We start from the raw sequence: 17,516 nt of genomic DNA, 5'->3' as shown, positions 1-17,516 counted from the left end.
CGTATTCTCATACCCATCATGACTGCTAAGAAGCGCGCCGGCCGTGATCCGGAAGCCGGACTGGAACTCGTGGACACCGACATCGATCTGTCGAGCAGTTGGCAGGAGCGGACGATTGAGCGGCGGCTCAGCCAGGCGCGAGCCCGCGCATTGGCGCGCAGCTCGCGCTTTCTGGCTGCCGCTCTGGAGCTGGTCGAGGAGTCGGGGAAGGCCGACTTCACGATTCAGACACTGATCGATCGGTCGAACCTGAGCCTGCGTGCGTTCTATCAGCACTTCGCGGGCAAGGAAGAATTGTTGTTGGCGCTCTATGAGAACGCCACCAGTCAGTTCATCGAAGCCATCCGGCATGAGGTCGCCGCCGCGGACGGTCCGATGGATCAGCTCGAGGCGTTCTGTCGTGGCTTTTTGTCCCGAGCCGAGTCGTCCGAGGCGATCGGTGGACGGGTCATGACGATCTACAACCTGAGTCTGGAGATCGAGCGGCCCGCGGACTTCGCGAAGATCTGGGAGCCACATCAGAAGCTGCTGACCAAGATCCTCACGTCGTGTTCGCGCGCCGGTTTGGTGAGAAAAGACTTGACGCCGGCGCAGTTGACGACGCTGTTGAACTCGACGCTGATCGCGCTCGCGCAGATCGGGGTTTTCCACCTGGGCGTCAAGGGTGCCGAACTCACCGAGGATCAGCTGTGGGCGTGGTGCCTTCAGGCGCTGGCTCCTCCGGCGGCCAAGCCCAAACCTGCTGCGACGAAAGCGGCGCCGCGGCGCACGACGGCGCGTAAGCCGAAGAAACTAACGGGGTAGACCGAGTCCGCGTTGGGCGATGATGGTGCGTTGCACCTCGCTGGTGCCCGCATAGATGGTGGTGCCCAGCGAGAATCGCATGAGGTGCTCGAAGCGACCTTGTTCCGGCGCAGCGGGCTCGAAGAAGCTGCGCATCGCGTCCGGGCCGACCAGCTCGACGATGTCCTGACTGGCACGTGCCAATGCCTCCGTACTGAACACCTTGGACATCGGACCTTCGGCCACCGGGATTTGGCCATCGTCGGCCATCCAGACGCATCGGCGCTGAAGGAGCATCGACACCTCGAATTCCATCGCGACCCGGGCGATGCGCCGTCGCACTTCCATCGTAGAAATTCGGCGCGAGCCGTCTTCGGAGTGGCTGGTCTGAGCCCAGTGCTCGGCGTGATTCAGCAGCCTGCCGATGTGCGGTCCCCAACCCGACGCGTGTTCGGCCTGCAGCGACAACGCGAGGACCTGCCAACCGGCGTCGACGTCGCCGATTCGCCACTCATCGCCGATACGCACATCGCTGTAGAACGTGATGTTGGTGCGTTCGCCCGAAAGGGTCCACACTGCCTGGGCTTCGAATCCGTCGACATCGATGGGCACTAGGAACATCGTCAGGCCTTGGTGCTTGGGCTTGTCGGGGCTGGTGCGTGCCAGGAGGAACACATAATCGGCGATATGGCCGTTGGTGGTGAACATCTTGGAGCCGTTGATGATCCAGTCATCGCCCTCGCGCACAGCTCTCGTGCTGGCGGCGGCGACGTCCGAGCCGCACTCCGGCTCGGTGAATCCGAGCGCGATGGTGATATCTCCTGCCATCGCTGCGTTGAGGATGCGGTCCTGCATGGCCGGCGTGCCGACTTCGCGGATGATCGAGGCGACCATCCGCGTGGTCTCGGATAGGTACACCGGCGCGTCCGAACGCATGAGTTCTTCCTTGAGCACCTGCTCATCCCAGATACCGCGGTTCTGTCCGCCGTGCTCGGTAGGCCATGTCGGCGCGAAGTAGCCGCTCTCGACAAGCCCTTTGGCGAACTCGTCGTCGTGGGCCACACCGCTTCGGTAGATGCGCTCCTCGAATTCAGGCGTCAGCGCCTGCAACAGGTAAGCACGCACGTCGTCGCGAAACGCAGCGGTATCGGCGTCGAGTCGAAAGTCCATGGAGTGAAACCAATCTGTCGTCGCACGGGCCAATGAGGGTGGCAGGCGATAATGTTACTCTCAATAATGAGAGCACCCATATTCGCATGTGAAGGGACTTGCTGGTGGACCTGAGCCTGTCGGGCGAACAACGGCAGCTCGTCGAGTCGTTCGCCGCGATCTATGCCAGGGAGTCGACCTCCGAGCGCGTACGGGCCGCGGAGCCGTCGGGTTTCGACCCCAAGTTGTGGAAGGCACTGCTGGACACCGGAGCCGTCGAGATGGCCGTCGACGAGGCCTCGGGCGGCTGGGGTGCCTCCGAGATGGAGTTGGCACTGATCGCCGAACAGTTCGGTCGGGCCGTCGCATCCGCACCCGTCATCGAGAGTCAAGTCGGCGCCCGGTTGCTCGCGTGCTGCGGTGAGACAGGCGCCGGACTACTCGCCGAGGTTTTGGCGGGTGACAAGCTCGTCACGTTCGCCCCGCGAGCGAGTAACGGTCATTCGCTGAGCCTGGTACCCGCAGGGGCGGTGGCAGATACGGTGTTGGCACTCGTCGACGGATGTCTTGTCGCGGTGCGGGTTCGCGAGAACCGCTGTCCTGTCGAGAATCTGGGCTCGTTGCCGCTCGCGGATATCGGAATCGATGAGGTCACCGTTCTCGCGCGGGGAGCGGACGGACCGCGGTTGTTCTCGAGCGCACTCGACCTGTGGCTGACATTGACCGCCGCCGCGCTCGCGGGTGCCGCGAAGAAGGCCGTCGAGATCGGTGTCGAATATGCCAAGCAGCGGCACGCGTTCGGTACCGCGATCGGCACCTTCCAGGCGGTTTCTCACCCGCTCGCCGACAGCGCCACGGCGGCGGACGGGGCGCGCTTGTTGGCACTCAAGGCAGCGTGTTCGTTCGCCGATGAACCCGACCGCGTCAGTGAGCTGGCCGCGATGGCGTTCGCATTCGCCTACGAGACCGCTCGCGACGCAACGCATCGCAGTCTGCATATCCACGGCGGCTACGGCTTCGGCATGGAGGGCGACATTCAGCTTTACTACCGGAGGTCCCGCGGCTGGGCCATGGTGTACGGCGAACCGGCAGTGGCACTGGACCGTGTTGCCGAGGCCCGCTACGGAGCCGTCGACGGCTGAAGTGACTACGTAGGTCTCAGGACAGCGAAGCTCAACGTCGCCCGCGCCGCCAAGCGATCGCCGCCGACATCTGTTACGTCAACCGCGACCACGATGGTGCGCCTACCCGCGCGGACCAGTGTGGCGGTGGCACGCGCAGGACCTTCCATGATCGGCGCCAGGAAATGAATGGTCATATCCGCGGTGCTGGCACCCGCGCCCTCGCTCGTGTACTTGATGGCGAGCCGGCCGCCCGCCACGTCGATCAGTGTCGCGACCAGTCCGCCCTGCAGCGCCCCCCGGATGTTGACCAGATCGGGCCGGTTCTCCAGGTCGATGACAACGGTGTCATCGGTGTCGAGGATGTCGAAGAACGGCAGCTGGGCGAACAGGTGATCCGGAATGGTCACCTGCATCGGGCGTGGGGTCATGACTCGACTCTGACCTGGTCTTTGACCGACAGGACGATCGGGGGTGCGGTGCGCCAATCCGGTACGCCGTTCTCGGGTCCTGCGGTCGCACGCTTGTCGTCGCGAACGCCCACCCAGTGTGAATGGTTGAGCTGATGCAGCGTGAAACACGATTGCAGCGAGTTGTAGAAGCCCATGTTGTCGACGGTCTGGTTGACAGACTCCTTGATCAGTAGCGCCGCCATGGTGGGGACCTCAGCTATACGACGGGCCATATCGATTGTGCAATCGCCCAATTCGTCGCGCGTGAACACTTTGCTCACCATGCCGAGCTGATGCGCCTCGTGGATGTCGATCGCGTCGCCGGTCAGCATCAGCTCTTTGGCCTTCCTCGGCCCGAACTCCCACGGGTGGCCGAAGTACTCCATACCGCACATGCCGAGGCGGGTGCCGACGACGTCAGCGAAGCGCACCTCTTCGCTGCCGACGATGAGGTCGCACGCCCACATCAGCATCAGGCCCGCCGAGAACACGTCGCCATGGACCTGCGCAATGGTGATCTTGCGCAGATTGCGCCACCGCAATGTGTTTTGGAAGAAGTAATGCCACTCCTGCAGCATGATCTTCTCGGCGCCCTCCCGAGTGCCCCCGTTGATCGCCGCTGTCGGGTGCTGATCGGGGCCCGGCCGAAACTCCGCGCTGGCCTGCTTGGAACCGATGTCGTGACCGGACGAGAACATCTTGCCCTCACCGGCGAGGATCACCACCCGCACGTTGTCATCGGCTTCGGCGCGTCCGAACGCCTCGTCGAGCTCGACGAGCATCCCGCGGTTCTGGGCGTTGCGCTGCTCGGGCCGGTTCAGCGAGATGCGCACGATCATGCCGTCGTCGAAGCTTTCCCACTTCAGGAATTTGTAATCGCTCACCGGGCTCCTCCAGGTTCTGCAGTACGGTAATGGTGTTACCGGAATATGAGAAGATATATTCTCACAGCTCGGTTCAACACAGTCGGAAAGGCTGCCCATGACCGTACGTCAACGTCAACCACGGGTAATCCTCTGGGGACCCGGACAAGTCGGTGTTGGCGCACTCCGCGCTCTGATTGCACATTCCGGTCTCGACCTGGTCGGTGTCGTCGTACACGCCGAAACCAAGGACGGCAGGGACGCAGGCGATCTGTGCGGAATGCCGACGACCGGCGTCATCGCCTCGCGTGACGTCGCCGCCGTCCTGGCGACCGATGCCGACGTCGTCGCCTACTTCGCGTCTGGTGACTACCGGTATCACGAGGCCGCCGAGGACATCGCCCGGTGCCTGCGTTCGGGCAAGAATGTCGTCTGTACCTCGCTGGTGCCGATGTGCTATCCACCCGCCGCGGATGCCGAAACCCGCGAGCTCATCGCGGCAGCATGCGCCGAAGGCGGCACCAGCTTTTTCAACAGCGGCGTCGATCCTGGGTGGGCGAACGACCTCATCGCGCTGACGATGACTGGAATGTCGAGCCAGGTCGACAAGATCACCATGCTCGAGATACTCGATTACGGCCCGATCAACCAGCCCCACATCATGTTCGAGTTCATGGGCTTCGCGCATCCCCCCGAACACCCGGCGCCGCTCTTCGATCCCGATCGCCTCGCCGCGCTGTGGGCGCCGACCGTCCACCTGGTAGCCGACGGCGTCGGGCTGCCCTTGGATCGCGTCGAGACGACGATCGAAAAATGGTTGGCCACGGAGCGTTACGAGGTGGCGTCGGGCTGGGTCGAGCCGGGAACCATGGGGGGCATGCGATTCAAGCTCGCGGGAATCGTGGGCGGCGAAGAGCGTGTCGTGCTCGAACACATCACCCGCATGGGCGAGGGATCCGCGCCGGACTGGCCACGGCATCCGTCGCCGCTCGGTGGTTACCGGGTGATCGTCGACGGTCTGCCGACCTACACCGTGGACATCGAGATGCACGGCCGCGGAAACAACATGCGCGGCCTGACCTATGCCACCGTCATGCGCGAGCTCAATGCCATTCCAGCGGTCATGGCCGCCCCGCCGGGCCTGTTGTCGACCCTTGATCTGCCGCTGGTCACCGGGCCGATGCGCGGTGGCACCTGGCGAGGTGTGCTACCGCGAATGGCGAACGCGTGAGCCGTCACGCGGTGCCGCGGGTCTCCGATGACCTGTGGACCGTGATGGAATCGGCGACTGCCGTCCGGCGGTATCGCAAGGAACCCGTACCCGATGACGTACTGGAGATATGCCTCTCGGCGGCATCGTGGGCTCCGTCGGGCGGGAACGGTCAGCCGTGGCGATTCGTGGTCATCCGCAGCCAGGAACTTCGTGACGTGATCACCACTGCCGCTAGGCAGACGTGGGAGGTGATGAAGGATTTTTATCGGTTGCCCACGGTCGCAGAAGATGTTGACGACCCGAAGTCCCGTGTTCTTCGGGCCATGGCCGAACACATGCACGTCGGCGGTGGCGCTCCGGAACTCGTGTTGTTCTGCGTGCAGCCCCAGCGAGGCACCACCGAGATGCAACAGGCGGGATCGATATTTCCCGCCGTGCAGAACTTTCTGCTCGCTGCGCGCGCTCAGGGCCTCGGGGCGGCCATCACCTTGTGGCACGGCCACTGTGAACCGGAACTACGCGCGTCGATCGGCATCCCGGACGATTGGAAGATCGCGACGCTTCTGACTGTCGGCTGGCCGGCTGGAGGCCACCACGTCGTGTCCCGCAAACCAGTGTCGGCGGCAGCGGTGATAGACCAGTGGGACAGACCATGGTCATCGGAGAAGGCATGACGACACGCACACCCGAACTTTCGCTGTACTTGACGACGTACACCGACGCTCCACACCACGACTGGCGAGCCACATTAGACCTGGCTCAGGCCATGGATACGGCGGGAGTCGACCGGCTCGTCGTGTCCGACCACCTCGTCTTCGGCGAGAATCTCGAGGCGTATTCAGATCCGTCGATCGGCGGCCAGGCCGGTGGCCGGCAGCCGACCGGGCCCGACGGAGCCTGGCTCGAACCGCTGGTCGTGCTGACTGCGATCGCGGCCACGACGAGCCGCATCAGGCTGGGCACCGCGATCCTGCTGGCCGCGTTGCGGAGGCCCGCCGTGCTGGCCAAGCAACTCGCCACCCTGGACGTGATTTCTGGCGGTCGGGTGGACCTGGGAGTCGGAGTCGGGTGGCAGCGCGAGGAGTACGAAGCGGCGGGTTTGTCGTTCGAGGACCGCGGACGACTGCTCGACCACACGCTCGAGGTGTGTCAAACGCTGTGGACTCGACAGCGGGCGTCCTACTCGTCGGCGGAACTGTCGTTCGAGGGAATTCACCAGATGCCCAAACCGGTGCAAACCGGGGGTGTTCCGGTTTGGATCAGCGGCACCGTCAACAACGCGGTGGCGCGCCGCATCGCGCGGTTCGGAAGCGGCTGGATCCCTTGGGGTTCGGCGTACGCGGACCTTCCGGGTGCGATCGCAGCCATGAAGGACAAGGTCATCGAGTTCGGCGGTGATCCCAGCGATCTGCAGGTCCAGGGCGTCGCGCGGGCGGCGAAGAACAGTGACGGAACAGTTGATTTCGCGAAGTCGGCAGCCGCCGTACCCGCGCTTGCGGCGGCAGGAGTCACCGACGTCCGGTTCCCGGCCTCGGTGACCGCCGACCCGGATCGGGCGCTCGGAATCATGACGTCGCTCGTCGAGGCGTTCCGCGACGCGACGGGCTGATCGGCGCGGACCATGCAGCTTCGCAATCACATCGGGTCCACGAAACCCGCTGTGGTGCTTCACCCGTCAGCGACGGTGGTGAGTTTCGCCGAACTTGAGGCGCGGGCCAACCGCCTGGCCCACTTTCTGTGCCGCGCGGGCCTTCGGGCAGGCGACACGGTGGCGATCCTGATGGAGAACAACGAGCACGTTCACGCCGCGATGTGGGCGGCGCGGCGAAGCGGGCTGTACTACACGGTGATCAACACGCATCTCAGCGCGTCCGAGGCCGCCTACATCGTGTCCGATAGCGGAGCCAAGGCCGTCATCTCCTCGCGGGCCATGCGTTCGGTCTGTGAGCAGCTGCCGGTCGCGCGGCTGGTCGCCGTCCTGGCCGACAGCGACCTCGACGGCTGGCAGCGCTATCCGGAATGTGTCGCAGCCGAGCCGGCGACGTCGATCGCCGATGAGAGTGATGGGTTGCTGCTGCAGTACTCCGCGGGCAGCACGGGGCGGCCCAAGGGTATTCGGCGTCCGTTGAGCTCCGCGCGTCCCAGCTTGTCGACGCCGGTGTTCGAAGCCCTCGGTGTGACCGCCGATTCGGTCTACCTGAGTCCCGCCCCGACTTATCACACAGCGCCTGCGATGTGGACGATGGCCGCTCAGGCCGTCGGGGCGACTACGGTGGTCATGGAGCGGTTCGACCCCGAGCAGGCGCTGAAAAGCATTGAGCGGTACGGCGTTACACACGCACAGTTCGTACCGTCGATGTTTGTCCGCATGTTGCGTCTGCCGGAGCAGACACGACGGCGCTACGATCTGTCAAGCCTGCAGCGCGTCGTCCACGCAGCCGCACCGTGTCCACCCGAGATCAAACGCCAGATGATCGACTGGTGGGGTCCGATCGTCGACGAGTATTACGGATCATCGGAAGGTGCGGGCATCTCGTTCATTCGCGCCGAAGACTGGCTCCAACGACCGGGTTCGGTCGGCAAACCGATACTGGGCGTGCCCCACATTCTCGACGAAGACGGGCACGAAGTACCGACCGGTGAGATCGGCGAAATCTATTACGAGGGCGGGTATCCGTTCGAATACCTCAATGACGCCGCCAAGACGGCGGGATCGCGCAGCCGGCAGGGTTGGGTCACGGTCGGCGACGTCGGTTACGTCGACAGCGATGGCTATCTCTATCTCACCGACCGTCGCAACCACATGATCATCTCGGGTGGCGTCAACATCTATCCGCAGGAGACGGAGAACTTATTGATCAGCCATCCGCTCGTGGTGGATGCGGCGGTCTTTGGACTACCTGACGACCTGATGGGTCAATCCGTCAAGGCCATCGTGCAATTGGCCGACCCCGCCCGCGGGGACCAAGCGCTCGCCACCGAGTTGATCACCTGGCTGCGAGATCGGCTGGCCCACTACAAATGTCCCCGGTCCATCTCGTTCGAGGCGAACCTTCCGCGTACGGATGCGGGAAAGTTGTACAAGCAGCAGTTGATCGACAAGTACTCGTGATTTGTGTGCGTTTTGGAGCGCTCACCGCTCCAAAACGCACACAAATCGCTCAGATGATCTCGTTGATGTCGTTCTTGAGCGCCTCGGCGTCGGTGCCGAACACCGCCTGAACACTGTTGCCGACCTCGACGACGCCGGCGGCGCCGAGGCGCTTCAGGCGGTCCTGGTCCACCTTGTCCTTGTTGGTCACCTCTACGCGTAGGCGCGTGATGCAGGCGTCGACGGTGACGAGGTTCTCCCGCCCGCCGAACGCCGCGATGACCTGCTCGGCCTTGCTGTCGGTCCGCGCGGGTGCGGCGAGCGTGGCGGTTGCGCTGCCTACCGACACCGCGGTCGACGAATCGGTGCTCTCGCCGAGGTTGGCCTGTTCCTCCGCCTCGAACTCGCTCTCGGGCTCGCGGCCCGGTGTCCGCAGGTTCCATTTGGTGATCGCGAACCGGAACAGCAGGTAGTAGACGACGAAGAAGACCAGGCCCATCCCGATCAGCAGCGGAACGTTTTTCGCCGCGGGCGCGGTGCTGAAAAGAAGGAGGTCGATCAGTCCGGCGGAGAACGAGAAGCCCAGATGGATGTCGAGCAAGTACGCGATCGCCAGCGACAGTCCTGTCAGCACCGCGTGAATGATGTAGAGCGGGAACGCTACAAACATGAACGCGAATTCGAGCGGCTCGGTGATCCCGGTGAGGAACGCGGTCAACGCCGCCGCGGCCAAGATGCCGACCGCGACCTTGCGCTGCTTCTTGTTCGCGACGTGGATCATCGCCAATGCCGCCCCTACCAGCCCGAACATGAGAATGGGATAGAACCCCGCCGTGTAGGCGCCACCGGTCGGATCGCCCGCTGTGAAGCGGGGGATATCGCCCGTCACGGCGTCACCACCGGGTGGCTGGTAGTCGCCATACAGGAACCACACGTACGAGTTCGGGATGTGGTGCAGTCCGAACGGGATCAGCATGCGGTTGGCGAACCCGTAGACGAACGCGCCAAGTGCCCCTGCGCTACCGATGAACTCGCCGAGGCCGGTCAGGCCCGCATCGAAGATCGGATAGAAGTAGCTCATCGCAAACGCGATGAACAAGCTGGCCAGCGACACCACGATCGGAACGAATCGCCTGCCGCCGAAGAAGCCGAGGTAGGACGGCAATTGGATGGTGTGGTAACGGTCGAAAAGCCATGCTGTCAACAGACCGATGACAATTCCCGCGAAGACGCTGTAGTTGATCTGGGCCTGTTCGCCGGCCTTGTCGAGTTCACCGGCAAGCACGATCGGCGACATCGTCTTGAAGACCGCCTCCATCACCAGGTAGCCGACCACTGCTGAGAGTGCGGTGGAGCCGTCGGCCTTCCTGGCGAAGCCGATCGCCACGCCCACCGCGAACAGCAGGCCCAGGTTGCTGAAGAGCGCGTCGCCCGCAGCGCTCATCGCCTTGAAGAAGTCGCCGATGACCGGGGTCTCGATCTTGCCCAGCAGGTCGGGCTGGCCGAGCCGGAGCAGGATGCCCGCTGCCGGAAGTACCGCGATGGGCAGCATCAGGCTCTTGCCCAGCCGCTGCAACTGCGCAAACCCGCGGAAGTTCAGGCCCGACTTCTCCTGTGTACCTGCGATTTTCGATGTGTCGCTCATCTAGTCCAGACCTCCTCTGCCCGACCGCCGCCAGCCGCCGGAGCTCAGCGGAAGCTTAGAGGAAGCGCCGAAGTCCAGCCCCTCTTTCCAGCACGCTCGTATTGTTAGTGCGCACGAGCAGAAGGAGTCTCGACGTGGGTATCACTCAGGTCTTCGCGCCGGTCGGCGGCCGCGCGGTTCCGCTCGCCGACGTCCCTGATCCGGTCTTCTCGGCGGGCATGGTGGGCCACGGCGCGGCTGTCGACCCTCCGCACGAGGTGATCGAGGCGGTCGCCCCGGTCAGCGGGAGACTACTGAAGCTGATGCCGCACGCCTATATCGTCATGACACCGGAGAATGTGGGTGTGCTGGTCCACCTCGGCCTGGACACGGTCCAGCTGAACGGAGACGGGTTCACGACGCATCTGAGTCAAGGCGACGACGTCACGGCGGGCCAGGTCGTCATCACTTACGACGTGGCGTCGGTCGCGGCGAAAGGGCTGAACCCGATCGCTCCCGTCGTCGTGATGGACGAACGCGAGGCGGGCAACATTGTTCCGTCGGACGCGGTCCTCGAGGGTGCGCACATCCCTTCCGGCGCAGAACTTTTCATCGCGAACACATAGATGGAAGTCATCATCCTGCAGGACGCCAACGAGATTGGCTCTGTCGGTGCCGGTGCGATAGTCGCGCTACTCGATCGCAAACCGGAGGCGGTGCTGGGTCTGGCCACCGGATCCTCGCCGCTGGCGATCTACGACGAGCTCGCGCGCCGCTTCGGCAGCGGCCTGGTCTCCTTCCGTCGGGCAGGTGGCTTCACGCTCGACGAGTATGTCGGGCTGCCCGAGGACCACCCTCAGCGGTACCGCAACGTCATCGAGGACGTGTTCGTCTCCAAGGTCGACTTCGCTCCAGGTGCCGTACACGGCCCCGATGGGCTCGCGCCCGACATCCCGGAGGCGTGCGCCCAGTACGAGGACGCGATCCGCGACGCCGGCGGTGTCGATCTGCAGATTCTCGGTATCGGCACGGACGGGCACGTCGCGTTCAACGAGCCCGGCTCCTCGCTGGGGTCACGGACCCGAATCAAGACACTGACCAGACAGACCCGGATGGACAATGCGCGGTTCTTCGGCGGAGACGTCGATGCGGTACCGACGCACTGCCTGACCCAGGGGCTGGCGACGATACTGGAGGCCAGGCACCTGATCCTCGTAGCCACGGGCCGGCGGAAGGCAGAAGCCGTACACCAGCTGGTGGAAGGTCCGGTCAGCGCGATGTGGCCCGCGACGATCTTGCAGCTGCACCCGCATGTCACCGTGCTGCTCGACGGAGCGGCGGCGCAACGCCTCCAGCTCGTCGACTACTACCGCGAGATCAACCGCTCGAAACCGGATTGGCAGGGCATCTGAGTGCTGCTCACCGCCGAGACTCTAGTGACTGGCCGAGAGCTGTTGCGGCCCGGGTGGATTGAAGTATCCGGCGATGTTGTCGATGCGGTCGGTGCGGGTGTGCCACCGCGTGCGGCAGATCGAGCTCTCGGCGACGTGACGGTGGTTCCCGGCTTCGTCGACACACACGTCCACGGCGGGGGAGGGACCAACTTCTCGGCGGCCGTGCGTTCGGATACGACGACGGCCGTCGACTTTCACCGTCGACACGGCACCACCTCGTTGGTCGCGTCCTTGGTCACCGCATCTCCCGACGAATTACTCCATCAGGTAAGCGAATTGAGCGGCGACGTCGGTGACGGCCTGATCGATGGGATCCACTTGGAGGGCCCCTGGCTGTCGACAGTGCGGTGCGGTGCACATCAGCCCGCCTTGATGCGCGACCCCGACCCCGCCGAGATCGACCGCGTGCTCGAGGCGGCCGCGGGAACGATCCGCATGATCACGATCGCGCCGGAACGCGAAGGGGCACTGGCGGCGATCGAGCGGGTCGTCGACGCAGGCGTGGTGGCCGCGGTGGGACACACCGACGCGTCGTACCACCAGACCCGCGCGGCGATCGAGGCGGGCGCGACGGTGGGTACGCACCTGTTCAACGCGATGCGTCCGATCAACACCCGCGAGCCCGGCCCGGTGATTGCGCTTCTGGAAGCCCCCCGCGTGACCGTCGAACTGATCACCGACGGTGTACACGTCGATCCGGCGCTCTACCGCCATGTTTCGCGTAGTGCGGGCCCCGATCGGGTGTCGTTGATCACCGATGCGATCTCGGCGGCTGGCATGAGCGACGGCACCTATCAGCTGGGACCGCTGGCGGTGGAGGTCGCCGACCGAGTGGCGCGCGTCGCGGGCATGCAGACGATCGCGGGCAGCACCGCGACCATGGACCACCAGTTCCGCTTCGCCGTGCGGCACAGCGGGCTTGTTCCTGACGAGGCGTTGCTGGCCGCGGTGCGCCAGGCGTCGATCAACCCGGCGCGCGCGCTCGGTCTTCCTGCCGCGGGACTGTTCACCGGTGGCGCAGCCGATTTGGTGGTACTCGACGATGACCTCCAGGTGGCAGGCGTGCTGCGCCGCGGCGCGTGGGTGATCGAACCCGAGAGGAGCAATTGACATGGCCGACGCGCGAGGTCTGATCGATTCCCACCCGCTCTACATCGACGGGCAGTGGGTCGAACCGCAGGCGGGCCGATATGACGACATCTCGCCTGCCACGGAAGACGTGATTGCCCAGGCTCCGGACGCGCGTCTGGCTGACGTGGACGCCGCGATCTCTGCCGCCCGCAGGGCATTCGACTCGGGGCCGTGGGGCCATACGTCGGCCGAGGAACGCGCACGATGCCTCGCGCAACTGGGTACCGCACTCACCGAGTACGCCGACGAGCTTTTCGCTCTGTCGCAGGCCGAGTGGGGTTGTGTGGCCAACGAACGAGCGATCCAGGTCGACGGATCGGCGTTCACCGCGCGAGGTTCCGGCGAACTCGCCACACAGCTCGGCGACGAACCCATCAGCGCGCCGGGGGCGGCCAGCACCACGGTGCTTCGCTACGAGCCCCAGGGCGTGGTGTCGATCCTCACTCCGTGGAATTTTCCACACACCCTCAACGTGATGAAGGTGTGCCGAGCGCTGGCTGCGGGAAACACCGTGGTGCTCAAACCCTCGCCACTGACGCCGATTGCCGGCCTTGCCCTGGCGCGAATCATTCACGAGCACACCGATATTCCTCCGGGCACTGTCAACGTCGTGACGCCGAGCGGCATCGAGGCGAGCAAGCTGCTCACGACCGACCCGCGGATCGACATGGTCAGCTTCACCGGCAGCTCAGCGGTCGGCCGGGAGATCATGGCCGCCGCGGCCGCCACCATGAAGCGCATCCTCCTCGAGTGCGGCGGCAAGTCGGCGGTCGTTTTCCTCGACGATGTCGAGGTGACCGACGAACTGCTGGAACGGATCTTGTTCGAGGCCTGCTCGTTGCATGCCGGTCAGGCGTGCATCCTGCAGAGCCGGCTGCTGCTGCCCGCATCGCTACACGACGAGGTCGTCGACAGGCTCGTGGAAATGGCGAAACGGGTAAACATCGGTGATCCAACGGATCCGGGCGCGCAGATGGGCCCGCTCATCAGTCGTGCCCAGTTGGACCGTGTCGAGGCGCACGTCTCTGCGGCGGTCGATGGAGGGGCCACAGTCGTGGCGGGCGGTCGCCGACCTCCCGGCCTGGACAAGGGTTTCTACTTCGAGCCGACGATCTTGACCGGCGTCACCCCGGACTCGATGATCGCCCAGGAAGAAGTGTTCGGGCCGGTGTTGTCGGTGCTGCGCTACACCGGCGACGACGACGCGGTCGCGATCGCCAACAACTCGCAGTACGGGCTCTCGGGCGCGGTGTGGGGTAGCGACGTGGACCGTGCGGTGGCCGTTGCGGGCCGCGTTCGCACCGGGCAGATTGCCATCAACGGTTGCGTCCCTGGCGATGCCCCGTTCGGCGGATTCAAACAGAGCGGACTGGGCCGTGAGGGGGGCGGGCTCCGTGGGCTGTACGCCTACATGGAGCAGAAGGCCATCGGTGTTCCCACACAGAATGCCTAGCGGCCCGACACCTGCGACCAATAGCGGTTCTCGCGCTCGGTCATCTCGTTGGACGTGATCGCGCCGAACGCTGCGGCGTCGCGCATGAATTGTGCCTGCGCATCGGGCAGTGCGTCGGGGCCCTCGAGCCGGAAACAACTCGGCGCCAGCGGACCGAACAGCAGTGCTCTGCGCAGATCGGGCCAGTTCTCCAGACGCGGTTCCACACCGGCAGCGCGCGCAAAGATCAATGCCACTAGGTTCATTCGGGTCTTCTGCGACGACCCACGCCTCGCGCGGTATCCGGCGATCGCTTCCCGTTGCGCACCTTCATCGGGGGCCGGAACCGCACCGCCCCACTCGTAGGCGATCCACCGGGCCTGAAGTTCCAGCGGCACAAAGTATCCGCCGGACTGATCCCACATGCCCACCATCGCCAGACCTGGGAGATCCGGATGGAAGGTGAATCGGTCGGCGTCCAGGTGCACCGCGTCGACGTCGAGTGTGGCGCGGATGTCGTCGCTGAGAAACGGCAGATCCAGTGCAAACCCGGTGCCGAAAAGAATCCCGTCAAACTCGTCGGCCTGCCCGTCGGCGAAGGTCACCTGCGTCCGGTCGACCGATGTCATCCACGGTCGCACAGTGATTCGGCCTTCGGCCACCAGCGGAAGATAGCCCTGATTGAGAGTGACACCCGCGGCGAACAGCGAGGGATCCGGTGCCGGTGCGCCGTATTGCTCGGGGCTCCCGTTGGCTTCCACCACGATCTCCTTCAGCTGGCGGTCGACCTCTACCGGTGGGAGGGTCTCGTTCGCCAGCACTCCGTAGCGCGTGAAGATCCGGTGGTCGGATGGGACACCCGCGGCGAACTTGGGTAGGACGTAGCGTTGCCGCCGCTGGGTGACGACCACGCGCGCCGCGCCGAGGCGTGCCAGTTCCGTGGCGATATCGAGCGCGCTGACCGCGCAGCCCGCCACCAGAACACGTTTACCCTCATAGGGTTTCGCCCCGCGGTAGTCGAACGTCGACATCGCGCCCGCGGAGCCGGTGAACGTCTCGATACCCGGCACGTCGGGTATGGCGGGGGACCGAAACCTGCCGGACGCCACCACGACCCGGTCGAACGGCTCATCGGCTCCGTCATGTGTGATGTGCCATCCGGCACCGATGCGGCTGATGCCGTCCACCCGTTGTCCGAACCGGATGCGGGCCCGAAGACCGAACATGTCGGCGTACCGGTTGAGGTAGGCGAGGACGTCATGGTTGGACAGGAACGTCTGATCACCTTCGTGCGCGAGGTCGCCGAAGGCCGTCAACACCCGGCTGGTGTTGGTGTACATCGCGGGCCACACACCGGTGAGACCCGAGCCGGTCCATTGTCCGCCCAGTTTGGATTGCTGCTCGAAGATTGTCGGCTCGAAGCCCTGCGAACACAGCCACCGTGCCGTGACGAGCCCACCGGGTCCGGCGCCGATCACCGCGACAGTGTCTGTCATCAGACGGCGATCCGCATCATGTCAGGCGTCGGTTTCGCCACCGCGCCAAGCGGTTCGCGGGCTCCTGGATCGCCGCCATCACCGCGCTCATCGGTGACGCCACCGATGTCGGGTGCGCGTCGGACTCGGCCCCGGGTACGGCCGGCCGGTCACCTTCCCACCACGTCGGCTGCAACAGCGCGGTCGTCACGGGAATGGCCTTGTCGAGGCTCTTGCGTCCCCACGCGCAGGCGCGGTCGATCGACGCCGCCGACGGCGCGAGGTTCGCCGGGGACAATGTCGGCGCGAAGCGCACCAGATGGTCGGCATAGGGTGCATTTCGCACCATCTGCAACTGGACGGCCTGGGCGATCGGGACGAGCCACAGATGACGGGGATCCCATTGCGGGTGAAAGCAATCGAATGCCAGGTAGCACGCATTCCGGGTGCCCAGCCTGCCGTCGCGCACCCGCTTCCACGCCAGTTCGACGGGCACATTGCTGGCGGCACCACCGTCGACAAGCGCCGCGACCTCCTTGTCCTCGCAGAGAGCGTCGAGCAGCGGAACCATCCGCGGGTCGCTTGTTTCATGGTGCAGGACACCGGGAATCGACGACGAAAACGACGCCGCGTCGACGACGTTGAACTCGCGTGTCAGCTCGTCGTCGCCGACGACGACTGGCTTGACGACGCGCAGGTCGATGAATGCCGACACCTGCCACAACCGCGCCGCGACCTGCGGCCCGATGCCGATCGGCAGGAAGGGAAGTGTCCGCATCTGCAGCGCCGCCAATTCCGGACGGCGAAACCTCGACGGGAGCGCCGCATACGGTTGCCTACGCACACCGGCGAGCACTGCGTCGAACGGAATCGCCAAGTCCGACATCCGCATACGTTCGCCGTCCTCGCGGCGGAACAGTGCCTCGGCGAACCGGTCGAAACGTAGCGAGAACAGCCCGGCCAGCCCGTGTCTGCGACGAAGCCGCTCGGGGCCGAGGATCGCGCCATAGGACACCGTTTTGGCCCACGCGACGTACTCCTCGATGGGCACCGGCAGGGTACGGGCCACCACACTGCCCATGATCGACCCGAACGACGAGCCGATCATGTAGTCGGGCACCTGGCCGGTCTCCAGCAGCCGCTGCATGCCGCCGATGTAGACGAACCCCGCGCCGCCACCACCGCCCAGCACGGTGACGAGTTTCTTGTATCCGACTTCGGCGTCCAGTTCGGCGGCGGAGAAGTCGTTCCCGTGGCCGTCGATCAGCTGACGGCGCTGCTCGTCCTGGTCGTCGGTCAATCCGGCAAGGACATCGCGTGCCTTCGCCAAAGCCTTTGCCGGGTCACGCTCCTCGCGAAGCGGGCCGTAGAGCGCATCGGCCACCCTGGCGCGCCACGGCGCCAGCTCGTCGCCCACCGAGACGTCGCCGCGTCCACGACTGCCAGCGGGCCCCGCGGCCCCCGGTTCGAAGTCGGCCAGCCGGGCGAAGTTGAGGATGTAGCGCAACCTGCGCAGCTCCTCGTCGCTCAACACCTCCGGTTTGGCCAGATGATGCCGGACGAGCCTGTTCTCCATTTTCTGCAGCAGCAGCGTCGGCTCTGCCGACGGCAGGGCCACGGTACCGACGGAATCGACGACCTCGTCCTCGACCGCCTCGACAAGGTCGAGCGCGACCTCGCGACGGCTGAGCCGGTTGAATACGGCGTCGGCGGAGGGGCTTTCCATGC

Annotated in this window: 16 protein-coding genes; 10 read left to right on the top strand and 6 right to left on the bottom strand. The window is 65.1% G+C overall.

The genetic code is table 11. The features are described from left to right. Positions 1–18 precede the first annotated feature (18 nt). Complete coding sequence (locus ACIA48_RS09020) at positions 19–804, top strand: TetR/AcrR family transcriptional regulator (protein ID WP_396729880.1); 786 nt, start codon at positions 19–21, stop codon at positions 802–804. Here the strand turns inward: ACIA48_RS09020 and ACIA48_RS09015 are convergent. Then, positions 793–1,953: an acyl-CoA dehydrogenase family protein gene (locus tag ACIA48_RS09015; protein ID WP_396729877.1), complete on the bottom strand. Its 1,161-nt coding sequence runs from the start codon at positions 1,951–1,953 to the stop codon at positions 793–795. The genes ACIA48_RS09020 and ACIA48_RS09015 overlap by 12 nt on opposite strands. Before the next feature lie 104 nt (positions 1,954–2,057). On the opposite strand from ACIA48_RS09015, the gene ACIA48_RS09010 reads away from it, so the two are divergent. Then, entirely contained in the window at positions 2,058–3,074 is a 1,017-nt protein-coding gene (locus ACIA48_RS09010; RefSeq protein WP_396729875.1) for an acyl-CoA dehydrogenase family protein, read from the top strand. 5 nt (positions 3,075–3,079) lie between these two features. Here ACIA48_RS09010 and ACIA48_RS09005 read toward each other — a convergent pair whose 3' ends face one another. After that, the gene (locus ACIA48_RS09005) at positions 3,080–3,469 is read right to left on the bottom strand and encodes a PaaI family thioesterase (protein ID WP_396730733.1); all 390 of its coding nucleotides are present in this window, start codon (positions 3,467–3,469) and stop codon (positions 3,080–3,082) included. A gap of 11 nt (positions 3,470–3,480) precedes the next feature. Beyond that, positions 3,481–4,389 (bottom strand): enoyl-CoA hydratase, encoded by a 909-nt coding sequence (locus tag ACIA48_RS09000; RefSeq protein ID WP_396729872.1) that lies wholly within the window; start codon positions 4,387–4,389, stop codon positions 3,481–3,483. Positions 4,390–4,486: 97 nt separating this feature from the next. Here ACIA48_RS09000 and ACIA48_RS08995 point away from each other — a divergent pair, with 97 nt between their 5' ends. The 4 genes from ACIA48_RS08995 to fadD4 are packed head-to-tail and all read left to right on the top strand — an operon-like array spanning position 4,487 to position 8,693. Continuing rightward, positions 4,487–5,599: a dihydrodipicolinate reductase gene (locus ACIA48_RS08995; RefSeq protein WP_396729870.1), complete on the top strand. Its 1,113-nt coding sequence runs from the start codon at positions 4,487–4,489 to the stop codon at positions 5,597–5,599. A 44-nt stretch (positions 5,600–5,643) separates the two neighbouring features. After that, positions 5,644–6,255: a nitroreductase family protein gene (locus ACIA48_RS08990; RefSeq protein WP_396730731.1), complete on the top strand. Its 612-nt coding sequence runs from the start codon at positions 5,644–5,646 to the stop codon at positions 6,253–6,255. Next, the gene (locus tag ACIA48_RS08985) at positions 6,252–7,190 is read left to right on the top strand and encodes a TIGR03619 family F420-dependent LLM class oxidoreductase (RefSeq protein ID WP_396729868.1); all 939 of its coding nucleotides are present in this window, start codon (positions 6,252–6,254) and stop codon (positions 7,188–7,190) included. Before ACIA48_RS08990 ends, ACIA48_RS08985 begins: the two co-directional genes overlap by 4 nt. 12 nt (positions 7,191–7,202) lie before the next feature. Beyond that, positions 7,203–8,693, top strand: a complete 1,491-nt coding sequence (fadD4, locus tag ACIA48_RS08980; RefSeq protein ID WP_396729866.1) for a fatty-acid--CoA ligase FadD4 — start codon at positions 7,203–7,205, stop codon at positions 8,691–8,693. A 49-nt stretch (positions 8,694–8,742) separates the two neighbouring features. Here fadD4 and ACIA48_RS08975 read toward each other — a convergent pair whose 3' ends face one another. Beyond that, positions 8,743–10,317: a PTS transporter subunit EIIC gene (locus ACIA48_RS08975; RefSeq protein ID WP_396729864.1), complete on the bottom strand. Its 1,575-nt coding sequence runs from the start codon at positions 10,315–10,317 to the stop codon at positions 8,743–8,745. A gap of 134 nt (positions 10,318–10,451) precedes the next feature. Between ACIA48_RS08975 and ACIA48_RS08970 the strand changes: the two genes are divergently transcribed. Genes ACIA48_RS08970 through ACIA48_RS08955 form a run of 4 tightly spaced genes read left to right on the top strand, consistent with a single transcriptional unit; the run spans position 10,452 to position 14,334 of the window. Then, complete coding sequence (locus ACIA48_RS08970; RefSeq protein ID WP_396729862.1) at positions 10,452–10,922, top strand: PTS glucose transporter subunit IIA; 471 nt, start codon at positions 10,452–10,454, stop codon at positions 10,920–10,922. Then, entirely contained in the window at positions 10,923–11,708 is a 786-nt protein-coding gene (gene nagB / locus ACIA48_RS08965) for a glucosamine-6-phosphate deaminase (protein ID WP_396729860.1), read from the top strand. It abuts the gene before it with no gap. Further along, complete coding sequence (gene nagA, locus ACIA48_RS08960) at positions 11,709–12,860, top strand: N-acetylglucosamine-6-phosphate deacetylase (RefSeq protein ID WP_396729858.1); 1,152 nt, start codon at positions 11,709–11,711, stop codon at positions 12,858–12,860. A 1-nt stretch (position 12,861) separates the two neighbouring features. Then, positions 12,862–14,334 carry an aldehyde dehydrogenase family protein gene (locus ACIA48_RS08955; RefSeq protein WP_396729856.1) on the top strand — a complete coding sequence of 491 codons (1,473 nt, stop codon included), beginning with the start codon at positions 12,862–12,864 and terminating at the stop codon, positions 14,332–14,334. Here ACIA48_RS08955 and ACIA48_RS08950 read toward each other — a convergent pair. Both ACIA48_RS08950 and ACIA48_RS08945 read right to left on the bottom strand, forming a co-directional pair. Further along, positions 14,331–15,809, bottom strand: a complete 1,479-nt coding sequence (locus ACIA48_RS08950) for a flavin-containing monooxygenase (protein ID WP_396729854.1) — start codon at positions 15,807–15,809, stop codon at positions 14,331–14,333. The genes ACIA48_RS08955 and ACIA48_RS08950 overlap by 4 nt on opposite strands. 16 nt (positions 15,810–15,825) lie before the next feature. Beyond that, the gene (locus ACIA48_RS08945; protein ID WP_396729852.1) at positions 15,826–17,514 is read right to left on the bottom strand and encodes a patatin-like phospholipase family protein; all 1,689 of its coding nucleotides are present in this window, start codon (positions 17,512–17,514) and stop codon (positions 15,826–15,828) included. Positions 17,515–17,516 lie beyond the last annotated feature (2 nt).

It is taken from the genome of Mycobacterium sp. NPDC051804, assembly GCF_044452905.1.
Lineage (GTDB): Bacteria > Actinomycetota > Actinomycetes > Mycobacteriales > Mycobacteriaceae > Mycobacterium.
This window is presented reverse-complemented; position numbering and strand designations above follow the sequence as displayed.

Coding starts and splice junctions, on each gene's coding strand:
- fadD4 (WP_396729866.1), top strand. CDS start 7,203: ATGCAGCTTCGCAATCACATCGGGTCCACGAAACCCGCTGTGGTGCTT.
- ACIA48_RS08995 (WP_396729870.1), top strand. CDS start 4,487: ATGACCGTACGTCAACGTCAACCACGGGTAATCCTCTGGGGACCCGGA.
- ACIA48_RS08945 (WP_396729852.1), bottom strand. CDS start 17,514: ATGGAAAGCCCCTCCGCCGACGCCGTATTCAACCGGCTCAGCCGTCGC.
- ACIA48_RS08955 (WP_396729856.1), top strand. CDS start 12,862: ATGGCCGACGCGCGAGGTCTGATCGATTCCCACCCGCTCTACATCGAC.
- nagB (WP_396729860.1), top strand. CDS start 10,923: ATGGAAGTCATCATCCTGCAGGACGCCAACGAGATTGGCTCTGTCGGT.
- ACIA48_RS08975 (WP_396729864.1), bottom strand. CDS start 10,317: ATGAGCGACACATCGAAAATCGCAGGTACACAGGAGAAGTCGGGCCTG.
- ACIA48_RS09015 (WP_396729877.1), bottom strand. CDS start 1,953: ATGGACTTTCGACTCGACGCCGATACCGCTGCGTTTCGCGACGACGTG.
- ACIA48_RS08990 (WP_396730731.1), top strand. CDS start 5,644: ATGGAATCGGCGACTGCCGTCCGGCGGTATCGCAAGGAACCCGTACCC.
- ACIA48_RS09005 (WP_396730733.1), bottom strand. CDS start 3,469: ATGCAGGTGACCATTCCGGATCACCTGTTCGCCCAGCTGCCGTTCTTC.
- ACIA48_RS09020 (WP_396729880.1), top strand. CDS start 19: ATGACTGCTAAGAAGCGCGCCGGCCGTGATCCGGAAGCCGGACTGGAA.
- ACIA48_RS08950 (WP_396729854.1), bottom strand. CDS start 15,809: ATGACAGACACTGTCGCGGTGATCGGCGCCGGACCCGGTGGGCTCGTC.
- ACIA48_RS08985 (WP_396729868.1), top strand. CDS start 6,252: ATGACGACACGCACACCCGAACTTTCGCTGTACTTGACGACGTACACC.